The 22,219-nt window shown below is 67.8% G+C and carries 25 protein-coding genes; 8 read left to right on the forward strand and 17 right to left on the reverse strand.

The window, feature by feature from the left end:
• Positions 1-64 precede the first annotated feature (64 nt).
• From rplI to HWX76_RS14840, 7 genes are all read right to left on the reverse strand, one after another.
• Complete coding sequence (gene rplI / locus HWX76_RS14810) at positions 65-517, reverse strand: 50S ribosomal protein L9 (RefSeq protein ID WP_006486256.1); 453 nt, start codon at positions 515-517, stop codon at positions 65-67.
• Between the two features lie 27 nt (positions 518-544).
• The gene (gene rpsR / locus HWX76_RS14815; protein WP_004193360.1) at positions 545-820 is read right to left on the reverse strand and encodes a 30S ribosomal protein S18; all 276 of its coding nucleotides are present in this window, start codon (positions 818-820) and stop codon (positions 545-547) included.
• A gap of 4 nt (positions 821-824) precedes the next feature.
• Entirely contained in the window at positions 825-1,124 is a 300-nt protein-coding gene (gene priB / locus HWX76_RS14820) for a primosomal replication protein N (RefSeq protein WP_011549649.1), read from the reverse strand.
• A gap of 40 nt (positions 1,125-1,164) precedes the next feature.
• Positions 1,165-1,539, reverse strand: a complete 375-nt coding sequence (gene rpsF, locus HWX76_RS14825; RefSeq protein ID WP_006486255.1) for a 30S ribosomal protein S6 — start codon at positions 1,537-1,539, stop codon at positions 1,165-1,167.
• A gap of 226 nt (positions 1,540-1,765) precedes the next feature.
• Positions 1,766-2,653, reverse strand: a complete 888-nt coding sequence (locus HWX76_RS14830) for a zf-HC2 domain-containing protein (protein WP_176015996.1) — start codon at positions 2,651-2,653, stop codon at positions 1,766-1,768.
• Positions 2,643-3,284, reverse strand: coding sequence for an RNA polymerase sigma factor (locus tag HWX76_RS14835; protein ID WP_050013242.1), 642 nt, complete (start codon positions 3,282-3,284; stop codon positions 2,643-2,645). The genes HWX76_RS14830 and HWX76_RS14835 overlap by 11 nt, the downstream gene beginning before the upstream one ends.
• A 168-nt stretch (positions 3,285-3,452) precedes the next feature.
• A complete protein-coding gene (locus tag HWX76_RS14840) occupies positions 3,453-4,364 on the reverse strand; it encodes a LysR family transcriptional regulator (protein WP_050013243.1) in 912 nt (303 codons plus the stop codon).
• Positions 4,365-4,535: 171 nt separating this feature from the next.
• Between HWX76_RS14840 and gcl the strand changes: the two genes are divergently transcribed.
• The 4 genes from gcl (at position 4,536) to lysM (ending at position 9,026) form a co-directional block, all read left to right on the forward strand.
• Positions 4,536-6,311, forward strand: a complete 1,776-nt coding sequence (gene gcl, locus HWX76_RS14845; RefSeq protein ID WP_176015997.1) for a glyoxylate carboligase — start codon at positions 4,536-4,538, stop codon at positions 6,309-6,311.
• A gap of 39 nt (positions 6,312-6,350) precedes the next feature.
• Positions 6,351-7,160, forward strand: a complete 810-nt coding sequence (gene hyi / locus HWX76_RS14850) for a hydroxypyruvate isomerase (RefSeq protein WP_050013245.1) — start codon at positions 6,351-6,353, stop codon at positions 7,158-7,160.
• Positions 7,161-7,201: 41 nt separating this feature from the next.
• Complete coding sequence (locus tag HWX76_RS14855) at positions 7,202-8,095, forward strand: 2-hydroxy-3-oxopropionate reductase (RefSeq protein ID WP_050013246.1); 894 nt, start codon at positions 7,202-7,204, stop codon at positions 8,093-8,095.
• A 460-nt stretch (positions 8,096-8,555) separates the two neighbouring features.
• On the forward strand, positions 8,556-9,026 hold the full coding sequence (gene lysM, locus HWX76_RS14860; protein ID WP_050013247.1) for a peptidoglycan-binding protein LysM: 471 nt from the start codon (positions 8,556-8,558) through the stop codon (positions 9,024-9,026).
• A 93-nt stretch (positions 9,027-9,119) separates the two neighbouring features.
• On the opposite strand, the gene HWX76_RS14865 is transcribed toward lysM, so the two are convergent.
• Complete coding sequence (locus HWX76_RS14865) at positions 9,120-10,142, reverse strand: asparaginase (protein WP_176015998.1); 1,023 nt, start codon at positions 10,140-10,142, stop codon at positions 9,120-9,122.
• 271 nt (positions 10,143-10,413) lie between these two features.
• Between HWX76_RS14865 and HWX76_RS14870 the strand changes: the two genes are divergently transcribed.
• From HWX76_RS14870 to HWX76_RS14880, 3 genes are all read left to right on the forward strand, one after another.
• Positions 10,414-10,704 carry a PsiF family protein gene (locus HWX76_RS14870; protein ID WP_176015999.1) on the forward strand — a complete coding sequence of 97 codons (291 nt, stop codon included), beginning with the start codon at positions 10,414-10,416 and terminating at the stop codon, positions 10,702-10,704.
• Between the two features lie 258 nt (positions 10,705-10,962).
• Complete coding sequence (locus HWX76_RS14875; protein WP_012328676.1) at positions 10,963-11,412, forward strand: membrane protein; 450 nt, start codon at positions 10,963-10,965, stop codon at positions 11,410-11,412.
• A gap of 249 nt (positions 11,413-11,661) precedes the next feature.
• Positions 11,662-12,249: a YSC84-related protein gene (locus tag HWX76_RS14880; protein ID WP_050013250.1), complete on the forward strand. Its 588-nt coding sequence runs from the start codon at positions 11,662-11,664 to the stop codon at positions 12,247-12,249.
• 123 nt (positions 12,250-12,372) lie between these two features.
• Here the strand turns inward: HWX76_RS14880 and HWX76_RS14885 are convergent, their stop codons facing one another.
• The 9 genes from HWX76_RS14885 to mltG form a co-directional block, all read right to left on the reverse strand.
• Positions 12,373-13,437: a glycosyltransferase family 4 protein gene (locus tag HWX76_RS14885; protein ID WP_050013251.1), complete on the reverse strand. Its 1,065-nt coding sequence runs from the start codon at positions 13,435-13,437 to the stop codon at positions 12,373-12,375.
• Positions 13,438-13,719: 282 nt separating this feature from the next.
• Positions 13,720-14,895, reverse strand: coding sequence for an AAA family ATPase (locus HWX76_RS14890; protein WP_050013252.1), 1,176 nt, complete (start codon positions 14,893-14,895; stop codon positions 13,720-13,722).
• A 35-nt stretch (positions 14,896-14,930) separates the two neighbouring features.
• A complete protein-coding gene (locus HWX76_RS14895) occupies positions 14,931-16,103 on the reverse strand; it encodes a mechanosensitive ion channel domain-containing protein (protein ID WP_176016000.1) in 1,173 nt (390 codons plus the stop codon).
• Positions 16,104-16,192: 89 nt separating this feature from the next.
• Positions 16,193-16,549 carry a Rap1a/Tai family immunity protein gene (locus tag HWX76_RS14900; protein ID WP_006485939.1) on the reverse strand — a complete coding sequence of 119 codons (357 nt, stop codon included), beginning with the start codon at positions 16,547-16,549 and terminating at the stop codon, positions 16,193-16,195.
• A 122-nt stretch (positions 16,550-16,671) separates the two neighbouring features.
• Positions 16,672-17,382 carry an ankyrin repeat domain-containing protein gene (locus HWX76_RS14905; RefSeq protein WP_089488508.1) on the reverse strand — a complete coding sequence of 237 codons (711 nt, stop codon included), beginning with the start codon at positions 17,380-17,382 and terminating at the stop codon, positions 16,672-16,674.
• Between the two features lie 43 nt (positions 17,383-17,425).
• Positions 17,426-18,205 carry a TatD family hydrolase gene (locus HWX76_RS14910; RefSeq protein WP_176016001.1) on the reverse strand — a complete coding sequence of 260 codons (780 nt, stop codon included), beginning with the start codon at positions 18,203-18,205 and terminating at the stop codon, positions 17,426-17,428.
• 141 nt (positions 18,206-18,346) lie between these two features.
• Entirely contained in the window at positions 18,347-19,375 is a 1,029-nt protein-coding gene (locus tag HWX76_RS14915; RefSeq protein WP_050013256.1) for a DNA polymerase III subunit delta', read from the reverse strand.
• A gap of 18 nt (positions 19,376-19,393) precedes the next feature.
• The gene (gene tmk / locus HWX76_RS14920) at positions 19,394-20,014 is read right to left on the reverse strand and encodes a dTMP kinase (RefSeq protein WP_050013257.1); all 621 of its coding nucleotides are present in this window, start codon (positions 20,012-20,014) and stop codon (positions 19,394-19,396) included.
• Entirely contained in the window at positions 20,014-21,033 is a 1,020-nt protein-coding gene (gene mltG, locus HWX76_RS14925; protein ID WP_050013258.1) for an endolytic transglycosylase MltG, read from the reverse strand. The genes tmk and mltG overlap by 1 nt, the downstream gene beginning before the upstream one ends.
• 77 nt (positions 21,034-21,110) lie before the next feature.
• On the opposite strand from mltG, the gene HWX76_RS14930 reads away from it, so the two are divergent.
• Positions 21,111-22,145 (forward strand): folate-binding protein YgfZ, encoded by a 1,035-nt coding sequence (locus tag HWX76_RS14930; protein WP_176016002.1) that lies wholly within the window; start codon positions 21,111-21,113, stop codon positions 22,143-22,145.
• Positions 22,146-22,219: the final 74 nt, after the last annotated feature.

Genomic DNA, 22,219 nt, shown 5'->3' on the forward strand with positions numbered 1-22,219 from the left:
CGGTTACCCGGGCGCCTGCCCTTGTCCGGACGGCGGAAGCCGCCCGGCAAGCTTGCGTCTACGCTTACGCGTGGTCGCCGATCACGTTGATCGTGACGTCGACGACGACGTCCGTATGCAGCGCGACTTGCACGTTGTGCTCGCCGATCATCTTCAGCGGGCCTTCCGGCATGCGAACTTGCAGCTTCTCGACTTCGTAGCCGGCCTTCTTCAGCAGTTCCGCGACGTCGCCGTTCGTGACCGAGCCGAACAGACGGCCGTCGACGCCCGACTTCTGCGTGATTTCGAACGACTGGCCGTTCAGCTTCTCGCCGACTGCCTGCGATGCCGCCAGCTTTTCAGCGGCGATCTTTTCGAGTTCAGCGCGGCGCACTTCGAATTCGGCGATCGCTTCCTTCGTTGCACGGCGAGCCTTGCGGTTCGGGATCAGGAAGTTGCGAGCGTAACCGTCCTTGACCTTGACGATGTCGCCGAGGTTGCCCAGATTGGCGACTTTTTCCAACAGAATGATTTGCATTCGAATTCTCCTTATTGCGTCGCCTGATTACGCCTTGTGCTGATCGGTGTACGGCAGCAGCGCGAGGAAACGCGCACGCTTGATTGCCGTATCCAGCTGACGCTGATAGTGGGCCTTCGTACCCGTCAGGCGAGCCGGCGTGATCTTGCCGTTTTCGCCGATGAAGTCCTTCAGCGTTTCCGTGTCCTTGTAGTCGATCTGCTCGACGCCGGCAGCCGTGAAACGGCAGAACTTCTTGCGCTTGAAGAGCGGGTTTTGTTGCTGACGACGCTTGTCGAATTTCTTACCAGTCGGGCGGGCCATGATTTCAGTCCTTTCCTGTGTCCTGCAATGCAGTGATGTGAAACACCAAGGTTCTCGCGTTGCGGCTTTTCTTGGCCAGGAAGCCCGTGAACAGCGTTTCGACGCCCATTTCACGACTTTCCAGCTTGCCGCTCGCCTCACCGGCCGCCACCGCCTCGATCGTCATTTCGACCTGACGGGGAATGCCTGCTTCGACGACTTCCGTGCGGTGATGCAACGTGGCGCTTGCGATCGGAACACCGGCCGGCGTATATCGCACCGGTGCGCGTTCGACGACGCTCGCCGTCAATTGCAACCTGTTCACGTGAGTGGCACGCTCCTTGATGGCTTAATAAGTGACGAACTTAAGCCTGCGCTTCGGCCGGCTGAGCGGCAGCCGCCTTCTTGGCTTCTTCGCGCTGAACTTCCTTCATCATCGGCGACGGGCCGGTTTCGGCCTTCTTCATCTTGACGATGAGGTGACGCAGCACGGCGTCGTTGAACTTGAACGCGTGTTCGAGTTCGTCGAGCGTCGTCTGGTCGCACTCGATGTTCATGCAGACGTAGTGAGCCTTCGCGAGTTTCTCGATCATGTAGGCCAGCTGGCGACGGCCCCAGTCTTCGACACGGTGGATCTGGCCGCCGTGCGACGTGATCGTGGACTTGTAGCGCTCGATCATCGCGGGCACTTGCTCGCTTTGATCCGGGTGCACGATGAATACGATTTCGTAATGACGCATACACACTCCTTGTGGATTAAAGCCACCCGGGCGTCTGAACCGGTGTGGCAAGTGAGAAGCCGAAGATTCTAACCCGGTTACGGGGCGCATGCAAGGCCAATCGACGATTCGCCGACTGATTCGGCCGTGTTTTCAAAGACTTGAACGGGTATGCGGGCCCGCGAGCGCCCTTCGCCCTTTCGCGGCCGGGGTCGGAACAAGAGTGCACCTCCCCATAACGGCATGGTCATTCGCCGGGCGCGCCGGCCAGCCGCGCGTCGAGCGCCGTCCGGAACGCCGCGAGCGCCGACGGCTCGGCGTCGGTCACCGCCCACCACGTCATGCCGGCCGCGTTCCAGCGGTCCAGCGCATAGCCCTGCGACACGGTCGCGTACGGGGCCGCCGGCCGTTCGCCGGCCGGCTGCACGTAGACGTCGACCACGTGCTGCCGGTGGCGGTAGACGAGCACTGCGACGCGACGCCGCCCGACGTAGTCGAGCCGGCCGCCGACCAGCGCGAAACCGTCCGTGGCGAGATTCTCGACCGGCGGCGCATAGTCGAGCCGGCCGTTGAACCACGGCTTGACCGTGTGCTGGTCGGTCGAGATCACGTCGATGTCGCGCGCCGACAGGTCGGCCCGCACGTGGCTCGCGACCAGTTCGTCGACCGTGCGGTCGGTGTCCGCGTGGCGGGCGGACCACGCCACGCCGCCCGCCGCCGCGACCGCCATCAGCAGCGCGACGCCCCAGCCGAGGCCCGGCCACGCGGCCACGCGCGACCCGGCGCCCGTGCCGGCCGACCCGGCCCGCCCGGTCAGCCAGGCGAACCAGTCGCGTCCGCGCGGCCGCCGGGGCGGCGCTGACTGCCGTTCAGGCCGGGGCGCGGCCCGCGACGGCTCACGGGCCGGCGCGTCGGCCGCGGCCGGCAGGCTCGCGAGGATACTCGCCCGCAGCGCGTCCGGCGCACGGTGATAATCGGCCTGCCGCACCGCCTGCACCAGCGTGACGATCCGTGCGCGTTCGCGGCGGCATGCGTCGCACCCTTCGACATGCTGCTGGACCCGCAACGCATCGGGCGCCGACAGCTCGCGGTCGACGTCCGCGTCCAGCAACGCTCGCGCTTCGTTACAGTCCATCGATCGCCTCCGATGCGGTTCCGCCAGCCGGCGCACGGCCCGGCCGGCCTTCGGTCGCCGGCGCCTGTGCCTCGCCCAGCAGCGCGGCAAGCTTGCGCCGGCCGCGCGCGAGCCGCGACATCACCGTGCCGACCGGCACGTCCGCGATCGCCGCGATCTCGCGATAGCTCAGGTCCTCCATCTCGCGCAGCACGAGCACCTCGCGGTATTCCGGCGGCAGCTTCGCGAGCGCCGCGTTCACGAGCCGCACGTTCTCGCCGCGCAGCAGCTGCGCGAGCGGGTCCTCCGTCGCCGGCTGCCAGTCGTCGGGCACGTCGGCATCGTCCAGCGTGTCGGGCAGCGCGACCTCGTGCGCCTGCGTGCGCCGCCGCCACTCGGTGTACCAGGTGTGGCGCACGATCGTCAGCAGCCACGGCCGCGCGTTGTCGCCGCGACACGAGTCGACGAAGCGCAGCGCGCGCATGCACGCGTCCTGCACGACGTCGTCCGCATCGCCGGCGCTGCCGCTCAGCCAGCGCGCGAGGTTGTACGCGGCGTCGAGATGCGGCAGCACGAGCGCGCGAAACCGCTCGCCGCGCGCGAGCGCATCGTCCACCGCCCGCTCATCGACCGCCTGTCCGGCTTGCCCCACATGGCCTCCCTGGTCCCGGCGGCCGACGCCGCGCCCGTTCCGCGCACGGCGCCCGGACAGACCGGCAACGTGCGCGCTCGATGACCTTACCGCTGCTGCGTCGAGTTTATTCCCGCGCCGCGCGCATGAAGCGTAAAAAATCGCCGGACGGCCGGGCAGCCCGCCCCGTTACGGCGTGGTGCTCCAGTAACCGGGGCGCGCATACGCTTCGCGCAGGTAGTCGATGAAATAGCGCACGCGCGCCGGCACGTAGCGCTGCTGCGGGTAGACCGCGAGGATGTCGTAGTCGGGCAGCGCGTACTCGTCGAGCACGGTCTCGAGTTCGCCCGTTTCGAGCTGCGCGGCGATTTCCCACGTCGAGCGCCAGCCGAGCCCGAGCCCTTCGGCCACCCAGCGATGCAGCAGCTCGCCGTCGTTGCAGTCGAGATTGCCGGTCACGCGCATCGTCGCGATCTTGCCGTGGCGCTGGAAATACCAGCCGCGGTTCTGCCCGCCCTGCAGGTTGAAGGCCAGGCAGTTGTGCTTCAGCAGGTCATCGAGCGATTTCGGCCGGCCGTGCTGGCGGAAATACCCGGGCGTGCCGCACACCACGCGCCGGTTCGACGCGAGCTTCACCGCGACGAAGTTCGGATCGACCGCGCCGCCGATCCGGATCGACAGGTCATAGCCCTCGCGCACGAGATCGACGACGCGGTCGGTCAGGTTGAACGACAGCTGCATTTCCGGCTTGTCGGCGAGAAAACCCGGCGCGTGCGGCGCGACGTGCTTGCGGCCGAACGCGGCCGGCGCCGACACGATCAGGTGCCCGCTGACCGCGCGCCGCCCGGCGGCCAGCTCGTTCTCGGCCTGATCCCATTCGGACAGCAGCCCGCGGCAGCGCTCGAGGAACGCGGCGCCCTCCTCGCTGACCACCAGCCGCCGCGTCGAGCGGTACATCAGCTTCACCCCGAGGCGCTTCTCCAGCGCGTCGATCCGCCGCCCGAGCACCACCGGCGACACGCCCTCCTCGAGCGCGGCCGCCGCGAGGCTGCCGGCATCGGCCACCCGCACGAACGTCTCGATCTGCTTGAAACGATCCATCTGCTGTCTCCGTCCCGGCTCCGACACCGGCGGGAAGCCCCGTCCGGCCGTCATTCCATACTTTTAGTTTCGAAATAAGCGACTTCGGCTGATCTTATCAAACCTTTCCTGCATCCCTAAAGTGTCCTCAACAGACCGATTCGCAAGATCCCACTATCCAAGGAGACATTCATGGCCAAGATGAGAGCCGTCGACGCAGCCGTACTCGTGCTCGAGAAGGAAGGCATCCAGACCGCGTTCGGCGTGCCGGGCGCCGCGATCAACCCGTTCTACTCGGCCATGCGCAAGTCGGGCGGCATCAGCCACGTGCTGGCGCGCCACGTCGAAGGCGCATCGCACATGGCCGAAGGCTTCACGCGGGCGGCGCCGGGCAACATCGGCGTGTGCATCGGCACGTCGGGCCCCGCCGGCACCGACATGATCACCGGCCTCTACTCCGCATCGGCCGACTCGATTCCGATCCTCGCGATCACCGGCCAGGCGCCGCGCGCGCGTCTCTACAAGGAAGATTTCCAGGCCGTTGACATCGAATCGATCGCGAAGCCGGTCACGAAGTGGGCGGTCACCGTGCGCGAACCGGCGCTCGTGCCGCGCGTGTTCCAGCAGGCATTCCACCTGATGCGCTCGGGCCGTCCGGGCCCGGTGCTGGTCGACCTGCCGATCGACGTGCAGCTCGCCGAAATCGAATTCGACATCGACACGTACGAACCGCTGCCGGTCTACAAGCCCGCGGCCACCCGCGCGCAGATCGAGAAGGCGCTCGCGATGCTCAACGACGCGGACAAGCCGCTGATCGTGTCGGGTGGCGGCGTGCTGAACGCGGCGGCCGAAGACCTGCTCGTGCAGTTCGCGGAAACAATCGGCGTGCCGGTGATCCCGACGCTGATGTCGTGGGGCGCGATTGCCGACGACCACCCGCTGATGGCCGGCATGGTCGGCCTGCAGACGTCGCACCGCTACGGCAACGCGACGCTGCTCGCGTCCGACTTCGTGCTCGGCATCGGCAACCGCTGGGCGAACCGCCACACGGGCAGCGTCGAGGTCTACACGAAGGGCCGCAAGTTCGTGCACGTCGACATCGAGCCGACGCAGATCGGCCGCGTGTTCGGCCCGGATCTCGGCATCGTGTCCGACGCGAAGGCCGCCCTCGAGCTGTTCGTCGCGGTCGCGCAGGAATGGAAGGCCGCCGGCAAGCTGAAGGATCGCAGCGCGTGGGTCGCCGACTGCCAGGCACGCAAGCGCACGCTGCAGCGCAAGACGCACTTCGACAACGTGCCGGTCAAGCCGCAGCGCGTGTACGAAGAGATGAACAAGGTGTTCGGTCGCGATACCTGCTACGTCAGCACGATCGGCCTGTCGCAGATCGCCGCCGCGCAGTTCCTGCACGTGTTCAAGGCGCGCAACTGGATCAACTGCGGCCAGGCCGGCCCGCTCGGCTGGACGATCCCCGCCGCGCTCGGCGTGCGTGCGGCCGACCCGAGCCGCCCGATCGTCGCGCTCTCCGGCGACTACGACTTCCAGTTCATGATCGAGGAGCTCGCCGCCGGTGCGCAATTCAAGCTGCCGTACGTGCACGTCGTCGTGAACAACTCGTACCTCGGGCTGATCCGCCAGGCGCAGCGCGCGTTCGACATGGACTACTGCGTGCAGCTCGCGTTCGACAACGTGAACGCGCCGGAACTGAACGGGTATGGCGTCGACCACGTGGCCGTCGCGGAAGGCCTCGGCTGCAAGGCGCTGCGCGTGTTCAAGCCGGAAGAGATCGAGCCGGCGCTGCGCCAGGCGCAAACGCTCGCGGAAAAGTTCAGCGTGCCGGTGGTCGTCGAGGTGATCCTCGAACGCGTGACGAACATCTCGATGGGCACCGAAATCGACGCGATCAACGAATTCGAGGATCTCGCCGATAAGGCCGAGCACGCGCCGACCGCGATCTCGATGCTCGACTGAACCGCACGACATTTTTGACCGACCGAAGAGGCTTAGCTCATGCCGAAGTTTGCTGCAAACCTGACCATGCTGTTCAACGAAGTGCCGTTCCTCGACCGTTTCAAGGCGGCCGCGGACGCGGGTTTCGACGCCGTCGAGTTCCTGTTCCCGTACCCGTACGCGAAAGAAGAACTCGCCGAGCAGCTCGAGTCGCACCGCCTGCGCCTCGTGCTGCACAACCTGCCCGCCGGCAACTGGGATCAGGGCGAGCGCGGCATCGCGTGCCTGCCCGATCGCGTCGGCGAGTTCCAGGAAGGGGTCGGCCGTGCGATCGGCTACGCGAAGGCGCTGAAGGTGCCGCAGCTGAACTGCCTGGTCGGCATTCCGTCGGCGAGCACCGCGCGCGACAAGACTTTCGTGACGATCGTCGACAACCTGCGCTTCGCGGCCGATGCGCTCAAGCGCGAAGGCATCCGCCTGCTCGTCGAGCCGTGCAACCGCTTCGACATCCCGGGCTTCGCGCTGAACCGCTCGTCGGAAGGGCTCGACGTGATCCGCGCGGTCGGCTCGGACAACCTGTTCCTGCAGTACGACATCTATCACATGCAACGCATGGAAGGCGAACTGGCCGCGACGATCGAACGCAACCTCGCATCGATCGGCCACGTCCAGCTCGCGGACAACCCGGGCCGCAACGAGCCGGGCACCGGCGAGATCAACTATGCGTTCCTGTTCGCGCTGCTCGACCGGCTCGGCTATGCCGGCTACGTCGGCTGCGAATACAAGCCCCGCACCACCACGACGGAAGGCCTCGGCTGGCTGCAAAGCGTGGCCGGCTGCGCACCGGCCTCGGCGCGTCGCGCCGCCTGAGTCGCCCCCTTCCCGTTTTCAGCCCCAGAGGAGACTTTCACATGGCAATCATCGGTTTCATCGGCCTCGGCATCATGGGCGCGCACATGGCGCGCAACCTGCTCAAGGGCGATCACCAGCTCGTCGTGAACGGCGCGTTCCCGATTCCGGACGATCTGCGCGGCAGCGCGAAGGTCGTCGCGAACTCGACCGAAGTCGCGCAGCACGCGGACATCATCATCGCGATGGTGCCGGACACGCCCGACGTGCGTAACGTGCTGTTCGCCGACGACGGCGTCGCGAAGGGCCTGACGGCCGGCAAGCTCGTGATCGACATGAGCTCGATCTCGCCGCTCGACACGCAGGCATTCGCGAAGCAGATCAATGCGCTCGGCTGCGACTACCTCGACGCGCCGGTGTCCGGCGGCGAAGTCGGCGCACGCGAAGCGACGCTGACGATCATGGTCGGCGGGCCGGAAAAGGCGTTCGAGCGCGCGAAGCCGCTGTTCGAGAAGATGGGCAAGAACATCACGCTCGTCGGCGACAACGGCGCGGGTCAGACCTGCAAGGTCGCGAACCAGATCATCGTCGCGCTGAACATCGAAGCGGTCGGCGAAGCGCTGCTGTTCGCCGCCCGCTCGGGCGCCGATCCGGAGCGCGTGCGCCAGGCGTTGATGGGCGGCTTCGCCGCGTCGCGCATCCTCGAAGTGCACGGCGCGCGGATGACCAAGCGCACGTTCGATCCGGGCTTCCGCATCGAGCTGCACCAGAAGGACCTGAACCTCGCGCTCGATGGCGCACGCAAGCTCGGCCTCGCGCTGCCGCACACCGCGAGCGCGCAGCAGCTGTTCAGCGTATGCGCGTCGCACGGCGGCAAGGCGTGGGATCACTCGGCACTCGTGCGCGCGCTGGAGATCATGTCGAACTTCGAGATCGGCCAGACGCCGGCCGCGTAACGCGGAGGCAGCAACGCGCGTTTCGCTGCAATGGTGAAACGCGTGTCACGAACAGACGCGATCCGGTTACGGCCGGTCGCATCGATGCGCGACGCACGCGCGCATCACGGTGGGGCGCCCCGCCCTGCATCGCCAACGGCATGCGGGACGGGGCGAAAAACGCCGCTCTGGGCTGAGAGCGGCGTGGTGGGGTCCGCAGCGGCACCCGGCGGCGCCGGGGAAGCCTTGGTCGGTCAGACGTCGTCGTCGGGTGTCCGCCTGTCGGATTTCGCGTATTACATTTCTTTACGTTCGAGCGTGCGATTTTTCATGCATTCGTCGCGATGAACGCCTACACTTTCGCCACGCCTTTCGAGAAAACCGCCGCGCCTGCGCGCCCCTTCCGGGCCCGCACCCAGCGCGGTGTTTTTTTCGCCACTTCACGGCGCGTTTTCTTTTCAACCACCTAAGGAGTGCAACGATGGGTCTTCTTTCGTTTATCAAGGAGGCGGGTGAAAAACTGCTGGGTCACGCCGATGCACAGGCAGCGGAAGATCCGAATGCCGCGAACCAGACCGCGGCCGATGCGATCAAGAATTACATCAACTCGCAAGGTCTCGACACGTCGAACCTGACCGTCGCGTTCGACGGCGCCTCGCGCACCGTCACGCTGTCGGGCAGCGTCGCCGATCTCGATACGAAGGCGAAGGTCAAGGTCGCGGCCGGCAACGTGCAGGGTGTCGCGGGCGTCAACGACGACGATCTGCAGCCGGACGATCCGGAAGTGCGGTACCACGACGTGAAGCCGGGCGACACGCTGTCGGCGATCGCCAAGGAAGTGTACGGCGACGCGAACAAATATCCGGCGATCTTCGAGGCGAACAAGCCGATGCTGTCAAGCCCGGACCGGATCTACCCGGGCCAGAAGCTCGTGATTCCGCCGCAGTCCTGAGCATTCGCGCAGCACTGACGTAAAAATGGCAGGCTATTCATTGGCCTGCCATTTTTTATGCTTTCTACGCGCCGCCCGAGCGGCGGCCATCGGTCACAGCGTGTCGAATACGCGTTGCAATGCGTCGCGATCGCGAATGCCGTTCGCGAGTGCGAGCATCAGCAGCACACGCGCCTTGAACGGGTGCAGCGAGCCCGCGCTCACGAAACCGAGCGCATCGTCGCTCGCGGCGCCGTTGCGCATCACGTGCCCCGAACCGACGCGCGACGCACGGACCACGGCCACGCCCGCGTTCACCGCATCGGCGAGCGCCGTCTGCAGCGTCGCATGGATCGACCCGTTGCCGGTGCCCGCGACGACGAGGCCGCGCACGCCGGCCGCGACGAGCGCGTCGACGGCCGTGCGCGTCACGCCCGCATAGCTCGCGACGACTTCGACCGGCGGCCAGGTCGCGGCGATCGCCAGTTGCGCGTCGCGCGTGCGCGTGACCCGGCGGGCGAATTCGACGCGGCCGTCCTGCACCCAGCCGAGCGCACCGAGCTCCGGTGACTGGAACGCGTCGACCGCGTACGTGCTCGTCTTCACGACGTCGCGCGCGCCATGGATCCGGTTGTTGAACGCGACCAGCACGCCCTGCCCGCGCGCGGCCGGATGGGCGGCCACGGTCACCGCGTTCAACAGGTTCAGCGGGCCGTCGGACGACAGCGCGGTGGCCGGCCGCATCGCGGCCGTCAGCACGACCGGCTTGTCGCCCCGGACGACCAGATGCAGCGCGTACGCGGTTTCCTCGAGCGTATCGGTGCCGTGGGTGATCGCGATGCCGTCGATGGCCGGATCGGCCATCAGCGCGTCGATCCGCGCGGCGAGCGTATTCCATAGCGGCAGCGCGAGATCCTTGCTGTCGATGCTGGCGACCTGCTCCGCGTCGATGCGTGCGACCGACGCGAGCGCCGGCACGGCGTCGACGAGGAAATTGACGCCGAGCGCGCCGGCCTGATAGCCAGCCGTGCTGGCCGCGTCGGGCGCGGCGCCGGCGATGGTGCCGCCGGTGGCGAGTACGGCGACGCGCGGCAGCGCCGCCGCGGACGAAGAGGATGCGGTGTTCGGTGTATTCATGGCCGCGATTGTAATGGCTCGCGCCCGGCATCCGGTAGGTCCGGCGCGAACGCGCGCTGCGCGCGCCCCGTGTCATGGTTTGTCCCGATCGCCGGCGCGTGCGCGCCGTCAACGGCCATGCCGCCCCCCGCGTTATAGAAAGGCCGTTTTGGTGTTTTCACATTGATTTGCCATAATCGGAGCGCGCGGCGCGATGCGACCCTGTTCACGTCGCGCCGGGCTTCGTGACGGCGTCGATATAAAACGCAATTCACCCCATGGGAGTGTCGAAATGAAAATCCAATCGCTCGTAGCCGCAGTGCTTCTCGGCGGCATGCTGGCTTCCCCCGCATTCGCGGCGAACAGCCAGCAGGACAAGATGAAGGCCTGTAACACGCAGGCAGCCGGCAAGACGGGCGATGAACGCAAGGCGTTCATGAAGGACTGCCTGTCGACGAAGCCCGCGAAGGCGATGACGCAGCAGGAAAAGATGAAGGCGTGCAACACGCAGGCCACCGGCAAGAAGGGCGACGATCGCAAGGCGTTCATGAAGAGTTGCCTGAGCAACCAGCCGGCCGCCTGAGTTCCGGCGCTCCCGTCTCGAATGCCGCGCCCCGCTTCGGCGGGCGCGGCATTTTTATATTCGTTGCACGCGCATCGACGCACGCATTCCCGTTCTTTCCGCCCTGTTTTTCCGGCCTGCCGCCGCGGTGCCGTCACATGGTGCGGCAATTCGCCGCGTTTTCTTCTATGATGGCTGCAACGCGGCCCACCCAAGACCAAGAAGCGCCATCGGGCCGCCCTCGAGACGGACGCGCACGCGCGTCAAACGGAGGCTTGGATGGCATGGAGACAACACCGCTGGTTCCGCCGCTGGCTGATCGTGATCGTGTTCTGGGCGGTGCCCGTCGCGATCATCGCCGTGCGCGAGATCCGCGAGGAAATGGCGTACAACAAGGCGGACCTGCAGCTCGCGCTGACCACCTGGCAGCTCACCGACGCGCAGCAGGCCGCCGGCGCCGCCGCGAAGTGCCACGGGGATCCTGACGAAGCGCGCGCGGCCGGCTGCCCGGCCGACGTGCTCGCCGCCAACGCGCCTCGCCAGCAGGCGGCCCGCGACGAATACGTGGTGCGCCGCAATACGCTCGCCGGTTACCTGTGGCATGCGTTCGTCGGCTACTGGGTCGTCCCGGCCGCGTTCCTGTTCGCATGCGGCGTCGTGATCGCGCTGATCCGCCGCGCGCTGCGCCGCCCGCCGATCAAGCCGCCCGTTCCGCCCGTCACGCACTGACACCGACGCACACCGCAAGCGCCGCCGCTCTCCGCTCGCCCCTCGCGTTCGCCGCACGCCGGCCACGCGCGGGCCACGCGTCGCGCGTCGGCGTCGTTTCGTCCGTTGGCGCGCCGCGACATCCCCGCGCGATTTGACGCTTTTTCACACGGCAACGAAAAAAGGCCGTAATCCGCTGTGATATAACTGCCGACGTGATCCGCTCCTTGAGCGAGACTCACTCCGAACGTCATCCGATGGAGAACAACGATGCAAAAACGGACTCTTGTGCTCAAAGCCGCCGCCGCGCTCATCGTCGGTAGCCTCGCGCTCACCGGTTGCACCACCACCCCGGACAAGCCGGACAACGCCGCGACCAACGCGTCGAAGCGTCAGTCGATCGACGCGAGCGTCGACGCCACGCTGTCGCGCATGTACTCCACCGTCAAGGGTTCGCGCGAGCTCGTCGCGAAATCGCGCGGCGTGCTGGTCTTCCCCGAAGTGCTGCAGGCCGGCTTCATCGTCGGCGCCCAGTCCGGCAACGGCGCGCTGCGCGTGGGCGGCAGCACCGTCGGCTACTACAACACGTCGTCGCTGTCGGTCGGCCTGCAGGCGGGCGCGCAGTCGAAGGCGGTCGTGTTCCTGTTCATGACGCAGCAGGCACTCGACGAATTCCGCAACTCGGACGGCTGGGCAGCCGGCGCCGGCGCATCGGTCGCACTCGTGAAGATGGGCGCGAACGGTGCGGTCGACTCCAACACGGCCACGGCGCCGATCCAGGTCGTCGTGCTGACCAACGCGGGCCTGATGGGCGACGTGTCGATCAACGGCACGAAGGTCACGAAGCTCAAGATCTGACGTCGACGCACTGCCCGCGCGCATGGCGCGCGGGGTATGCGCAAACGGCGATGTCCTTGCGGGCATCGCCGTTTTTTTATCCGCCCGCGACGCGCGCCAGGTCGGACAGGTTGCTCAGGCCGATCAGGTCGTCGAATCGATCACCTTGAAGCGCGAGCGCTTCTGCGCGCGGATCACCGACTGGTACACGTCGACGTACTGCTGCGCCATCCGGCGCGACGTGAAGCGCTCCTCGAAGCGCTGCCGCACGCGCGCACGCGGCAGCAGATGCAGCCGGTTCACGGCGGCCACCGCGCTGATTTCATCCTCGACGATGAAACCCGATACGCCCTCGTCCACCACTTCGGGCACCGCGCCGCGGTTGAACGCGATCACCGGCGTGCCGCACGACATCGCCTCGATCATCACCAGGCCGAACGGCTCAGGCCAGTCGATCGGAAACAGCAGCGCATGCGCGCCCGACAGGAATTCGGCCTTCTCGTGATCGGCGATCTCGCCGATGTATTCGACGTGCGGCAACGCGAAGAGCGGCTTGATCTCGCGGTCGAAGTATTCCTGGTCGGCCGCGTCGATCTTCGCGGCGATCCGGATCGGCAGCCCGCACTGACGGGCAATGCGGATCGCGGTGTCGACGCGTTTTTCCGGCGAGATGCGGCCGAGGAACGCGAGATAGCGCGGCTCGACCGGCTGCGGCATGTACAGCGTATCGGGCAACCCGTGATAGACGGTCGTCAGCCATTTCGCCTGCGGCAACGGCTGGCGCTGCGAATTGGAAATCGAGATCACCGGCGCCGTGTTGAACGTGTCGAACACCGGTTGCTGCTCGGGCAGGTCGAGCCGGCCGTGCAGCGTCGTCACGTAAGGCGTTTCCTGCCGGTTGAAGACCGAGAACGAGTAGTAGTCCATGTGGAAATGGAGCACGTCGAAATCCTTCGCGCGGCGCGCGACCGTCTCCATCAGCAGCATGTGCGGCGCGACGCGGTCGCGGATCGACGAATCGAGCCGCAGCGCGCGCGGCCACACGGGCTCGAGTTTCGCCCGCGTCGTCGAATCGCCGCTCGCGAACAGCGTCACGTCGTGGCCGAGCTCGACGAGCGCCTCGGTGATGTAGGACACGACGCGCTCCGTGCCGCCGTACAGCTTCGGCGGCACGGATTCGGTCAGCGGGGCGATCTGGGCAATTCTCATGGTCCACGTCTCCTGTGTCGTGTCCGTTGCGGCACGGCCGGCCGGGCCGCGCTCGCGCGCGCCATCCGTCTCCCTGCCGCGCCGGCCGGCGTGGGGCCAGCCGGATATCTCATTATTATTCGCGATCCCGACGAGCGGAACCGCAGGTCTTGCATTTTTTGGGGGTTGTTACAGACCGGATACATTCGACCGAGCGGGCGCGGCCGCCCCGCGTCGGGCCCCGGTCGGGCCGATCCCGCGCCACCGGGCGCCGATCGCCACCCCGAGCACGCGATCGGGCTGTCAACGCGACGGCCACTTCCACGCCGGCAGGTCGCGCGAATCGGCATCGACAAGCGCGGTCGCGCCGAGCTGCTTGTCGAGCACCAGCGATTCGCAGCCGGCCTCGCGCTCGAGTGTCGCGATGAGCCGCGCCGCGTGCGACACGACCAGCACCTGCGAGTGCCGGGCCGCCTGCGCGATCAGGCGGCCGAGCGCGGGCAGCAGATCGGGATGCAGGCTCGTCTCCGGCTCGTTCAGCACCATCAACGCAGGCGGCCGCGGCGTCAGCAGCGCGGCCGCGAGCAGCAGGTAGCGCAGCGTGCCGTCGGACAGCTCGGCCGCCGCCAGCGGCCGCAGCAGCCCCGGCTGGCGCATCAGCACGTCGAAGCGGCCGCGGCCGCCCGGATTGTCGATCTCGACCGACGCGCCGGGAAACGCGTCGTCGATCGCCGCGTCGAGCGCCGCCGCGTCGCCGATTTCGCGAATCGTCTGCAGCGCGGCGGCCAGGTCGGCCCCGTCGTCCGCGAGCACCGGCGTATGGGTGCCGACGTGCGACTGGCGCGCTGGCGCCTGCGCATCGGTCCGGAAATGGTCGTAGAAGCGCCACGAGCGGATCCGTTCGCGCATCGCGATCATCTCGGGCGCGCCGGTCGGATCGGCGAACTCGGTCATCATGCTGTCGAAGCTCGCGACCGGCTGCGGAATCGTCCGCCAGTCGCCCGATGCGGTGCGCGCACGGATCTGCGCGCCCTGCCGGTCGACCAGCAGCGTGGACGGGCGCGGCACCGCGCCGCCCCAGATGCATTCGCGCTTGACCACCGGATCGAGCGCGAACTGCGAGCGGCTCGGCAGCGGCAGGCCGAGATCGATCGAATAGCCGAAATCGTCGCACGCGAAGCCGAGCTTCAGGCTCACCGGGCCATTGCGCACGGTGCCCGTCACCGGCACGTCGCCCGCCAGCATCGCGCGCGAAAAGCGCTCGGGGCCGGCCCACAGCGTCGACGGCAAGCCGCCTTCGCGCGCGAGCGACGGGATCACGCGACCCTGTGCGGTATCGGCGAGCAGCCGCAGCGCGCGGTACACGCTCGACTTGCCGCTGCCGTTCGGTCCCGTGACGACGTTGAGCGCCGCGAGCGGCACGATCAGCTCGCGCAGCGAGCGGTAATTGGCGATGGCGAACGTCTTCAGCGCAGTCATGGGAATGGGGGCGGAAATGGCAGGCCGGGCCGCGTTCAGCGGCCGTCGACAGCCTGCGGATCGGCTGCGGTGTTGGCCGCGGTACTGGCGGCAGGCGAGCGCGCATGCGGCCGCTCGGGATTCGGCGCGGCCGGCGCCGATTCGTGCGGATACAGCTCCATCCGGCTGCGCGGCAGGCATTGCGGATAGCGGTTCTGCAGATAGGCGATCAGCCCTTCGCGCACGCGGCAGCGCAGATCCCAGCACGACGACGAATCGGCCGCGCTGACGAGCGCGCGCAACTGCATCGTGCGCTCCGTCGCGTCGGTCACCTGCAGCACCTGCACGCGGCCGTCCCACTCGGGCGCGGCATGGACGAGCCGCGCGAGTTCCTCGCGCAGCGGCGCGAGCGGCGTGCGGTAGTCGACCGACAGATACACGGTGCCGATGATTTCCGCGCTGCTGCGCGTCCAGTTCGTGAACGGGTTCTCGATGATCCACTGCAGCGGCACGACGAGGCGCCGCTGGTCCCACAGCCGCACCGACACGAACGAGCCGGTGATTTCCTCGATGCGCCCCCACTCGCCCTGGATCACGACCACGTCGTCGAGCCGGATCGGCTGCGTGAGCGCGATCTGCAACCCGGCGATCAGGTTGCCGAGCACCGGCCGCGCGGCGATACCGGCGACCAGCCCGGCCACGCCGGCCGATGCCAGCAGGCTCGCGCCGACCTGCCGTACGTTGGGGAACGTCATCAGCGCGGCGCCGGTGCCGATGATCACGATCAGCACCATCACGGTCCGCACGAGCACCTTGGCCTGCGTATGGACGCGCCGTGCCTGGAGGTTGTCGGCCGTGTCGATCGGATGGGCCTGGATGATCGCGTCGCCGACGCCGGCCGCGAGCCGCACGAGCAGCCACGTGAGCGACACGATCGAGCCGACCGCGGCCGCGGTGCGCATGCCGCGCACGAACGATATGCCGTCGTCCGCCTGGACCCACAGGAATTCGAGCGCCAGCAGCGCCAGCACGACGAGCGACGGCTTGTCGATGTAGCGCAGGATCGCGCTCATCAGCGGATACGGCTGCGCGATGCGCTTGACGATGCGTGCGCCGAGGCGGTGCACGACCGTGACGACCAGTATGACGATGACCGACACGCCCAGCGTGCCGAGCCACGAATGCAACGGCGCATCGGCGATGCGCTGCAGTTCCTCGATTGAAATCATCGGCGCCCTCGAGTGATGAAGCGCACAGGCTTCGTCCTGGATGCGTCGGCGACGTCCGGGCCACGCACGCGCCCGGACACGGCGTCAGATCAGTTGCCGCTCCTGCAGGGAAACGCCTTGCCGAGACCGAGCGACACCGCGGTGCTCGCGTTGTAGTCGGCCAGCTTCGGATTTTCCGCGATGTACTTGCGTACCGCGTCCGTCATCTGTTGCGCCCGGATGTCGGGCGGCAGGCAGAAGTACTGGCCGACGCGCGGCCCCGTGGTGCCGCCGATCGCATCGATCGTGTTGTAGACGCCGTCGGCGGCGCCTTCGATATAGGCCGCGCACGACGCCCGCGACTTGACGTCCGTCTTCGCGCACAGCCGGTCGAGATCCGCGCCCGTGAAAGCCGCCGCCGACAACGGCACGGCAAACGCCGCGGCACAAAACATTGCGCGCAACATGGTGTTCCTTCTTATGTCAATGCGGCCGGAGACCGCCTGCTGCCTTGGCCGGTGCGGCGCCGGACGCCCTGCTCCGGCCGGAAAGCCGGCCGGGCGGACACGCGCCGCCGCACCAAAAAACGTTATTTTGCACTCTTTTGAGCATCTGCCGGCGTCGCCGCACCGATACGCGTCGTTCGCTTGCTCAGGATCTCGATCGCGTCCGGCGCGTTGTAGTGCTTCGCGAACTCGAGCGCGGTGATACCGAGCTGGTTCTTCACCTGCGGATCGGCGCCCTGGTCGAGCAGCAGCGTGACCGTCGACGCATGGTTGCCGCGCGCGGCCATCATCAGCGGCGTCGTGCCGTTCGGCGATGCGGTGTCGATGTACGCGTCGTGGTCGAGCAGCACCTTGACGACCGCGTCCTGGCCGTTGGTCGCCGCGTAGTGCAGCGGCGCCCAGCCCTTCTTGCTCACTTCCGCGCCCTTGTCGATCAGCAGCTTGACGAGGTTGAGGTCGCCGTTCAGCGACGCGAGCATCAGCGCGTTTTCGCCGGCCTTGTCTTCCTTCTCGAGATCGACGTTCGGCGTCGTGGCGATCGCCGCCGCGACCTTGTCGGACTTCTCGCGTGCGGCGATCACGAGGAGCGGGTCGCCGTTCGGCGCGAGCGTGTTCGGGTCGAGCTTGCCGCTCTTGAGCTGCTTGCCGATATCGGCGATGTCGTCGAACTTGACGGCCTTGACGATCGCGTCGAGCGACTCGGCATGCGCGCCGGCGGCGGCGAACAGGCCGCTCGCGACGAATGCGGCGGCAACGAGTGCGCGTTTGGGCAGATGGTTGGTCGGCTTCGTCATTGTTGTGGGCTCCTTCCCTGGGTTGTCGGCTGCGCGCCCGTCGTTAGCGGGCGATCTTGAACAGCCGGAAAAAGTTCCGCGTCGTCGCATCGGCGAGCGCCTCGACGGCGATCCCGCGCTCGGATGCGATAAAGCGTCCGACATGGCTGACGTACGCAGGTTCATTCGGCTTGCCGCGATACGGCACCGGCGCGAGGTACGGCGAGTCGGTCTCGATCAGCAGCCGGTCGAGCGGCACGCGCCGCGCGACGTCCTGCACGTCGGTCGCGTTCTTGAATGTGACGATGCCCGACAGCGAGATGTGGAAGTTCTGCGCGAGCGCCTGCTCGGCGACCGGCCACGGCTCGGTGAAGCAGTGCATCACGCCGCCCGGCACGTCCGCGCGCTCCTCGGCCATGATCCGCAGCGTGTCTTCCGACGACGAACGCGTGTGGATGATCAGCGGCTTCATCGTCGCGGTCGCCGCGCGGATGTGCGTGCGAAAGCGCTCGCGCTGCCATTCCATGTCGGCGATCGAGCGGCCTTCGAGACGATAGTAGTCGAGGCCGGTTTCGCCGATCGCGACGACCTTCGGATGCGCGGCCAGCTCGATGAGCTCCGCGAGCGTCGGCTCGCGCATGTCCTCGTGATCGGGATGCACGCCGACCGACGCGTACACGTTGTCGTGCGCTTCGGCGATCGCGAGCACGTCGGGCAGCGTCTCGAGATCGACCGACACGCACAGCGCGTGCGTGACGTCGTGCTCGCGCATGTTCTCGAGAACGGCCGGCAGGCGGTCGGCCAGGCCCTTGAAATTGATGTGGCAGTGAGAGTCGACGAACATCGTGTTTCCTGAATACGTGAGACGGGCGCTCATGCGCCCGCCGGCATGCGGCACCGGGCGACGTAGGCGGGCCGGCCGGCCACGGTCGCGCCGCCACGTGATCCGTTCATCGTTTCGCAACGCATCGGAAACAATGCCGGATCAACCAAACATTTCCCGATATCCGAGAAACAATTCCTCGAATACGAGCCGCGCGTTGAGCGGATGGTTCTCGGCCGTGCGCTGCCGCGTCACGGCCTTCATGAAGCGCGCGAATGCGTTCGCATCGACCGCTTCCGCGCAGCGCGCCAGGGCGGCCGCGTGCGTCGGGAAGTAGCGCGGCGCGCCGGCCATCCGCTGCGCGAGCAGATCGTACAGCCAGCGCTGCAGCCAGCCGAGCACCAGCGGCACCGGCAGCTTCTGCAGCGCCTCGCCGCACGCGAACGGATCGCAGCCCGCACCGGCGGCCAATTGCCCGAGCGTGTAATCGCGCAGCGGGCGATTCTCGTCGCTCGCGAGCGCCAGCGCGGCGAGCGGCGCGCCGCCGGCCTCGGCGAGCAGCGCGCTGGCGTGGTCGACGCCCTGCGCCGCGAGCCACGCGGCGGCGGCCTCCGGCGCCGGCACGGTCATCGGCCACTGCCGGCAGCGGCTGATGATGGTCGGCAGCAGGCGGTCGATGCGCGCCGACACGAGCAGGAACACGACGCCCGGCGGCGGCTCCTCCAGCGTTTTCAGCAGCGCGTTCGACGCGGCGACATTGAGCGCCTCGGCCGGATACAGCACGACGACACGCGCGCCGCCGCGGTGCGAACCGACCCCGCAGAAGTCGAGCAGCGCGCGCACCTGCTCGATCTTGATTTCCTTGCTCGGCGCCCGCGTCTTCTTGCCGCCTTCGTCCGCGTCGGCCGGCTTCGCGTCGTCGGCCGCACCCGGCGCCTCGCCCGCCAGCGCCTCGGGCAGCACGATCCGGTAGTCCGGATGGTTGCCCTGCGAGAACCAGTTGCAGGCCGCGCAGGCGCCGCACGGCTCGCCGTTCGGCTGCGGCGATTCGCACAGGAAGCCCTGCGCGAGATGCTGCGCGAACTGCAGCTTGCCGATCCCGGCCTGACCGTGCAGCAGCAGCGCATGCGGCCATTGCGCGCGCAGTTGCTGCAGGCGGTCCCAGTCGTCGGTTTGCCACGGATAGATCATGGGTGCGTTCCTTGCGGGTTACAGCGCGGCGAGCACGCGTTCGAGCTGCTGGCGAATCTCGGGAATCGATCGCGTCGCGTCGACGATCGCGAAGCGGTGCGGCGCCTCTTCCGCGCGCCGCAGGTATTCGGCGCGCGTGCGGGCAAAGAACGCGTCGGACTCGCTTTCGAACTTGTCGGGCATGCGCGCGGCGCCGCGACGCTCGCTCGCGACCTGCGGCGCGACGTCGAACAGCACCGTCAGGTCGGGCTGGAAGCCGCCCTGCACCCAGCGCTCGAGCGTCTCGAGCTTGTCGCGCGGCAGCCCGCGGCCGCCGCCCTGGTACGCGAACGTCGCGTCGGTGAAGCGATCCGACACGACCCAGTCGCCGCGCGCGAGCGCCGGCTCGATCACGAGCGCGAGGTGCTCGCGACGCGCGGCGAACATCAGCAGCGCTTCCGTCTCGAGATCCATCGGCTGGTTCAGCAGGATCTCGCGCAGTTTCTCGCCGAGCTGCGTGCCGCCCGGCTCGCGGGTCACGACGACCTGCCGGCCGGCCGCGGCCAGCCGGCCCTGGAGGCGTTCGCAGAACCATTGCAGGTGGGTGGTCTTCCCCGCGCCGTCGATGCCTTCGAACGTGATGAATTTACCGCTCGCCATTATTGACCTCGTATGTATTTATCCACGGCCTTGTTGTGGTCGCCGAGCGTGTCCGAGAACACGCTCGTGCCGTCGCCCTTCGCGACGAAATAGAGCGCGCTCGTCGGGGCCGGATTGATCGCCGCCTGCAGCGCGGCGACACCCGGCAACGCGATCGGCGTGGGCGGCAGCCCGCGTCGGGTGTAGGTATTGTAGGGAGTGTCGGCCTGCAGGTCGCGCTTGCGCAGACGGCCGTCGTACGCGTCGCCGAGCCCGTAGATCACCGACGGATCGGTCTGCAGCGGCATGCCGATGCGCAGCCGGTTCGCGAACACGGCCGCGACGAACGCGCGATCGGCCGCGTGGCCGGTCTCCTTCTCGACGATCGACGCGATCGTCAGCATTTCGTAAGGCGTCTTGTACGGCAGCCCCGGCGTGCGCGCGGCCCAGGCCTCGTCGATGCGCGTCTGCATCAGGTGGTACGCGCGCCGGTAGATGTTCAGGTCGCTCGTGCCCTTGTCGAACAGGTAGGTATCGGGGAAGAACAGCCCCTCGCCGCTGCCGCGCTGCACCGCGCCGTCCGATGCGCCGATCGCGCGCAACAGCTCGGCGTCGCTCATGCCGGCCGTCGCGTGCGACAGATCCGGGTTCGCGTCGAGCTCCGCGCGCATCCGCTTGAAGGTCCAGCCCTCGATGACCGTCGCGACGTACTCGTTCACGTCGCCGCGCGCGATCTTCTGCAGCACGTCGTAAGGCGTGATGCCGGTCTTGAATTCGTAGTTGCCCGATTTGAGCCGGCTCGACAGCCCGAGCACGCGCGTCATCGCGACGAACGCGAACGGCTCGACCGGCACGCCGCCGTGCTTGAGCTGCAGCGCGACGCTCTTCACGCTGCTGCGCGGCTTGATCGTGACGTCGAGCGATGCCGAGCCCAGCAACAGCGGCCGGGTCGCCCAGTAATACCCGCCGCCCGCGCCGGCAGCGGCCACAACGACGGCCAGCGCCACGATCGTCGCGGCGCATTTCTTCAGTAGGGACATGGAAACGTGACTCAGGTAAGACCCATATAATACTTGCTCGCCTCCGTCAAAGTCAGGGTTGACTGTTCCCTCATTCCATGAGCACACCGTTCGCTTCACCGGCTGCCCAGGCCGCATCTGCCTCGCTCCCCGTTTTCCCCCGCCCGCCTGCCGCCGATTTCGATGCGCCGGGCGCCTGCATGCCGCTGCCGCAGTTCGGCGTGATCGACGTGGCCGGCGACGACGCCGCGACGTTCCTGCACAGCCAGCTCACCAACGACATCGAGCATCTCGATGCCTGCAGCGCGCGGCTGTCCGGGTACTGCTCGCCGAAGGGCCGCCTGCTCGCGTCGTTCCTCACGTGGCGCGCCGGCCACGACGTGCGCCTGCTCGTGTCGAAGGACGTGCAGCCGGCCGTGCAGAAACGGCTGTCGATGTTCGTGCTGCGCGCGAAGGCGAAGCTGACCGACGCGAGCGACACGCTCGCGGTGGCCGGCTTCGCGGGCGACGTGCGCGACGCGCTGTCGGGCATCTTCGATGCGCTGCCCGACGGCGTGCACGTGAAGGTCGACGGCCCGGCCGGCGCGCTGATCCGCGTGCCCGATGCGGCCGGCCGCAAGCGCTATCTGTGGATCGGCCCGCGCGCCGAGGTCGACGCGCGCCTCGCGGCGCTCGCCGGCACGCTGCCCGTCGTGTCGCCCGCCGTGTGGGACTGGCTCGACGTTCGCGCGGGCGAGCCGCGCATCACGCAGCCGGCCGTCGAACAGTTCGTGCCGCAAATGGTCAACTTCGACGTGATCGGTGCCGTTAACTTCAGGAAAGGGTGCTACCCGGGCCAGGAAGTGGTGGCGCGCAGCCAGTACCGCGGCACGATCAAGCGCCGCACCGCGCTCGCGCACGTCGCCGGCGAGACCGATACCGTGCATGCCGGCGTCGAGCTGTTCCACAGCGACGACCCGGGCCAGCCGTGCGGGATGATCGTCAACGCGGCGGCCGCGCCGGCGGGCGGCGTCGACGCGCTCGTCGAGATCAAGCTCGCCGCGCTCGACAGCGGCACGGTGCACCTCGGTTCGGCCGACGGCCCGGCGCTCGCGTTCGACGCGCTGCCGTACGCGTGGCCGACCGAAGCGTGATGCACTGACAACCCGTTCGCGCGCCGGCTCGCGAGTCGCAGCCGGCGCGCGACGTTTCCTGCGAGAGATTCGCC

This window comes from Burkholderia sp. BCC0398 (assembly GCF_902833245.1).
Classification (GTDB): Bacteria; Pseudomonadota; Gammaproteobacteria; order Burkholderiales; family Burkholderiaceae; genus Burkholderia; species Burkholderia sola.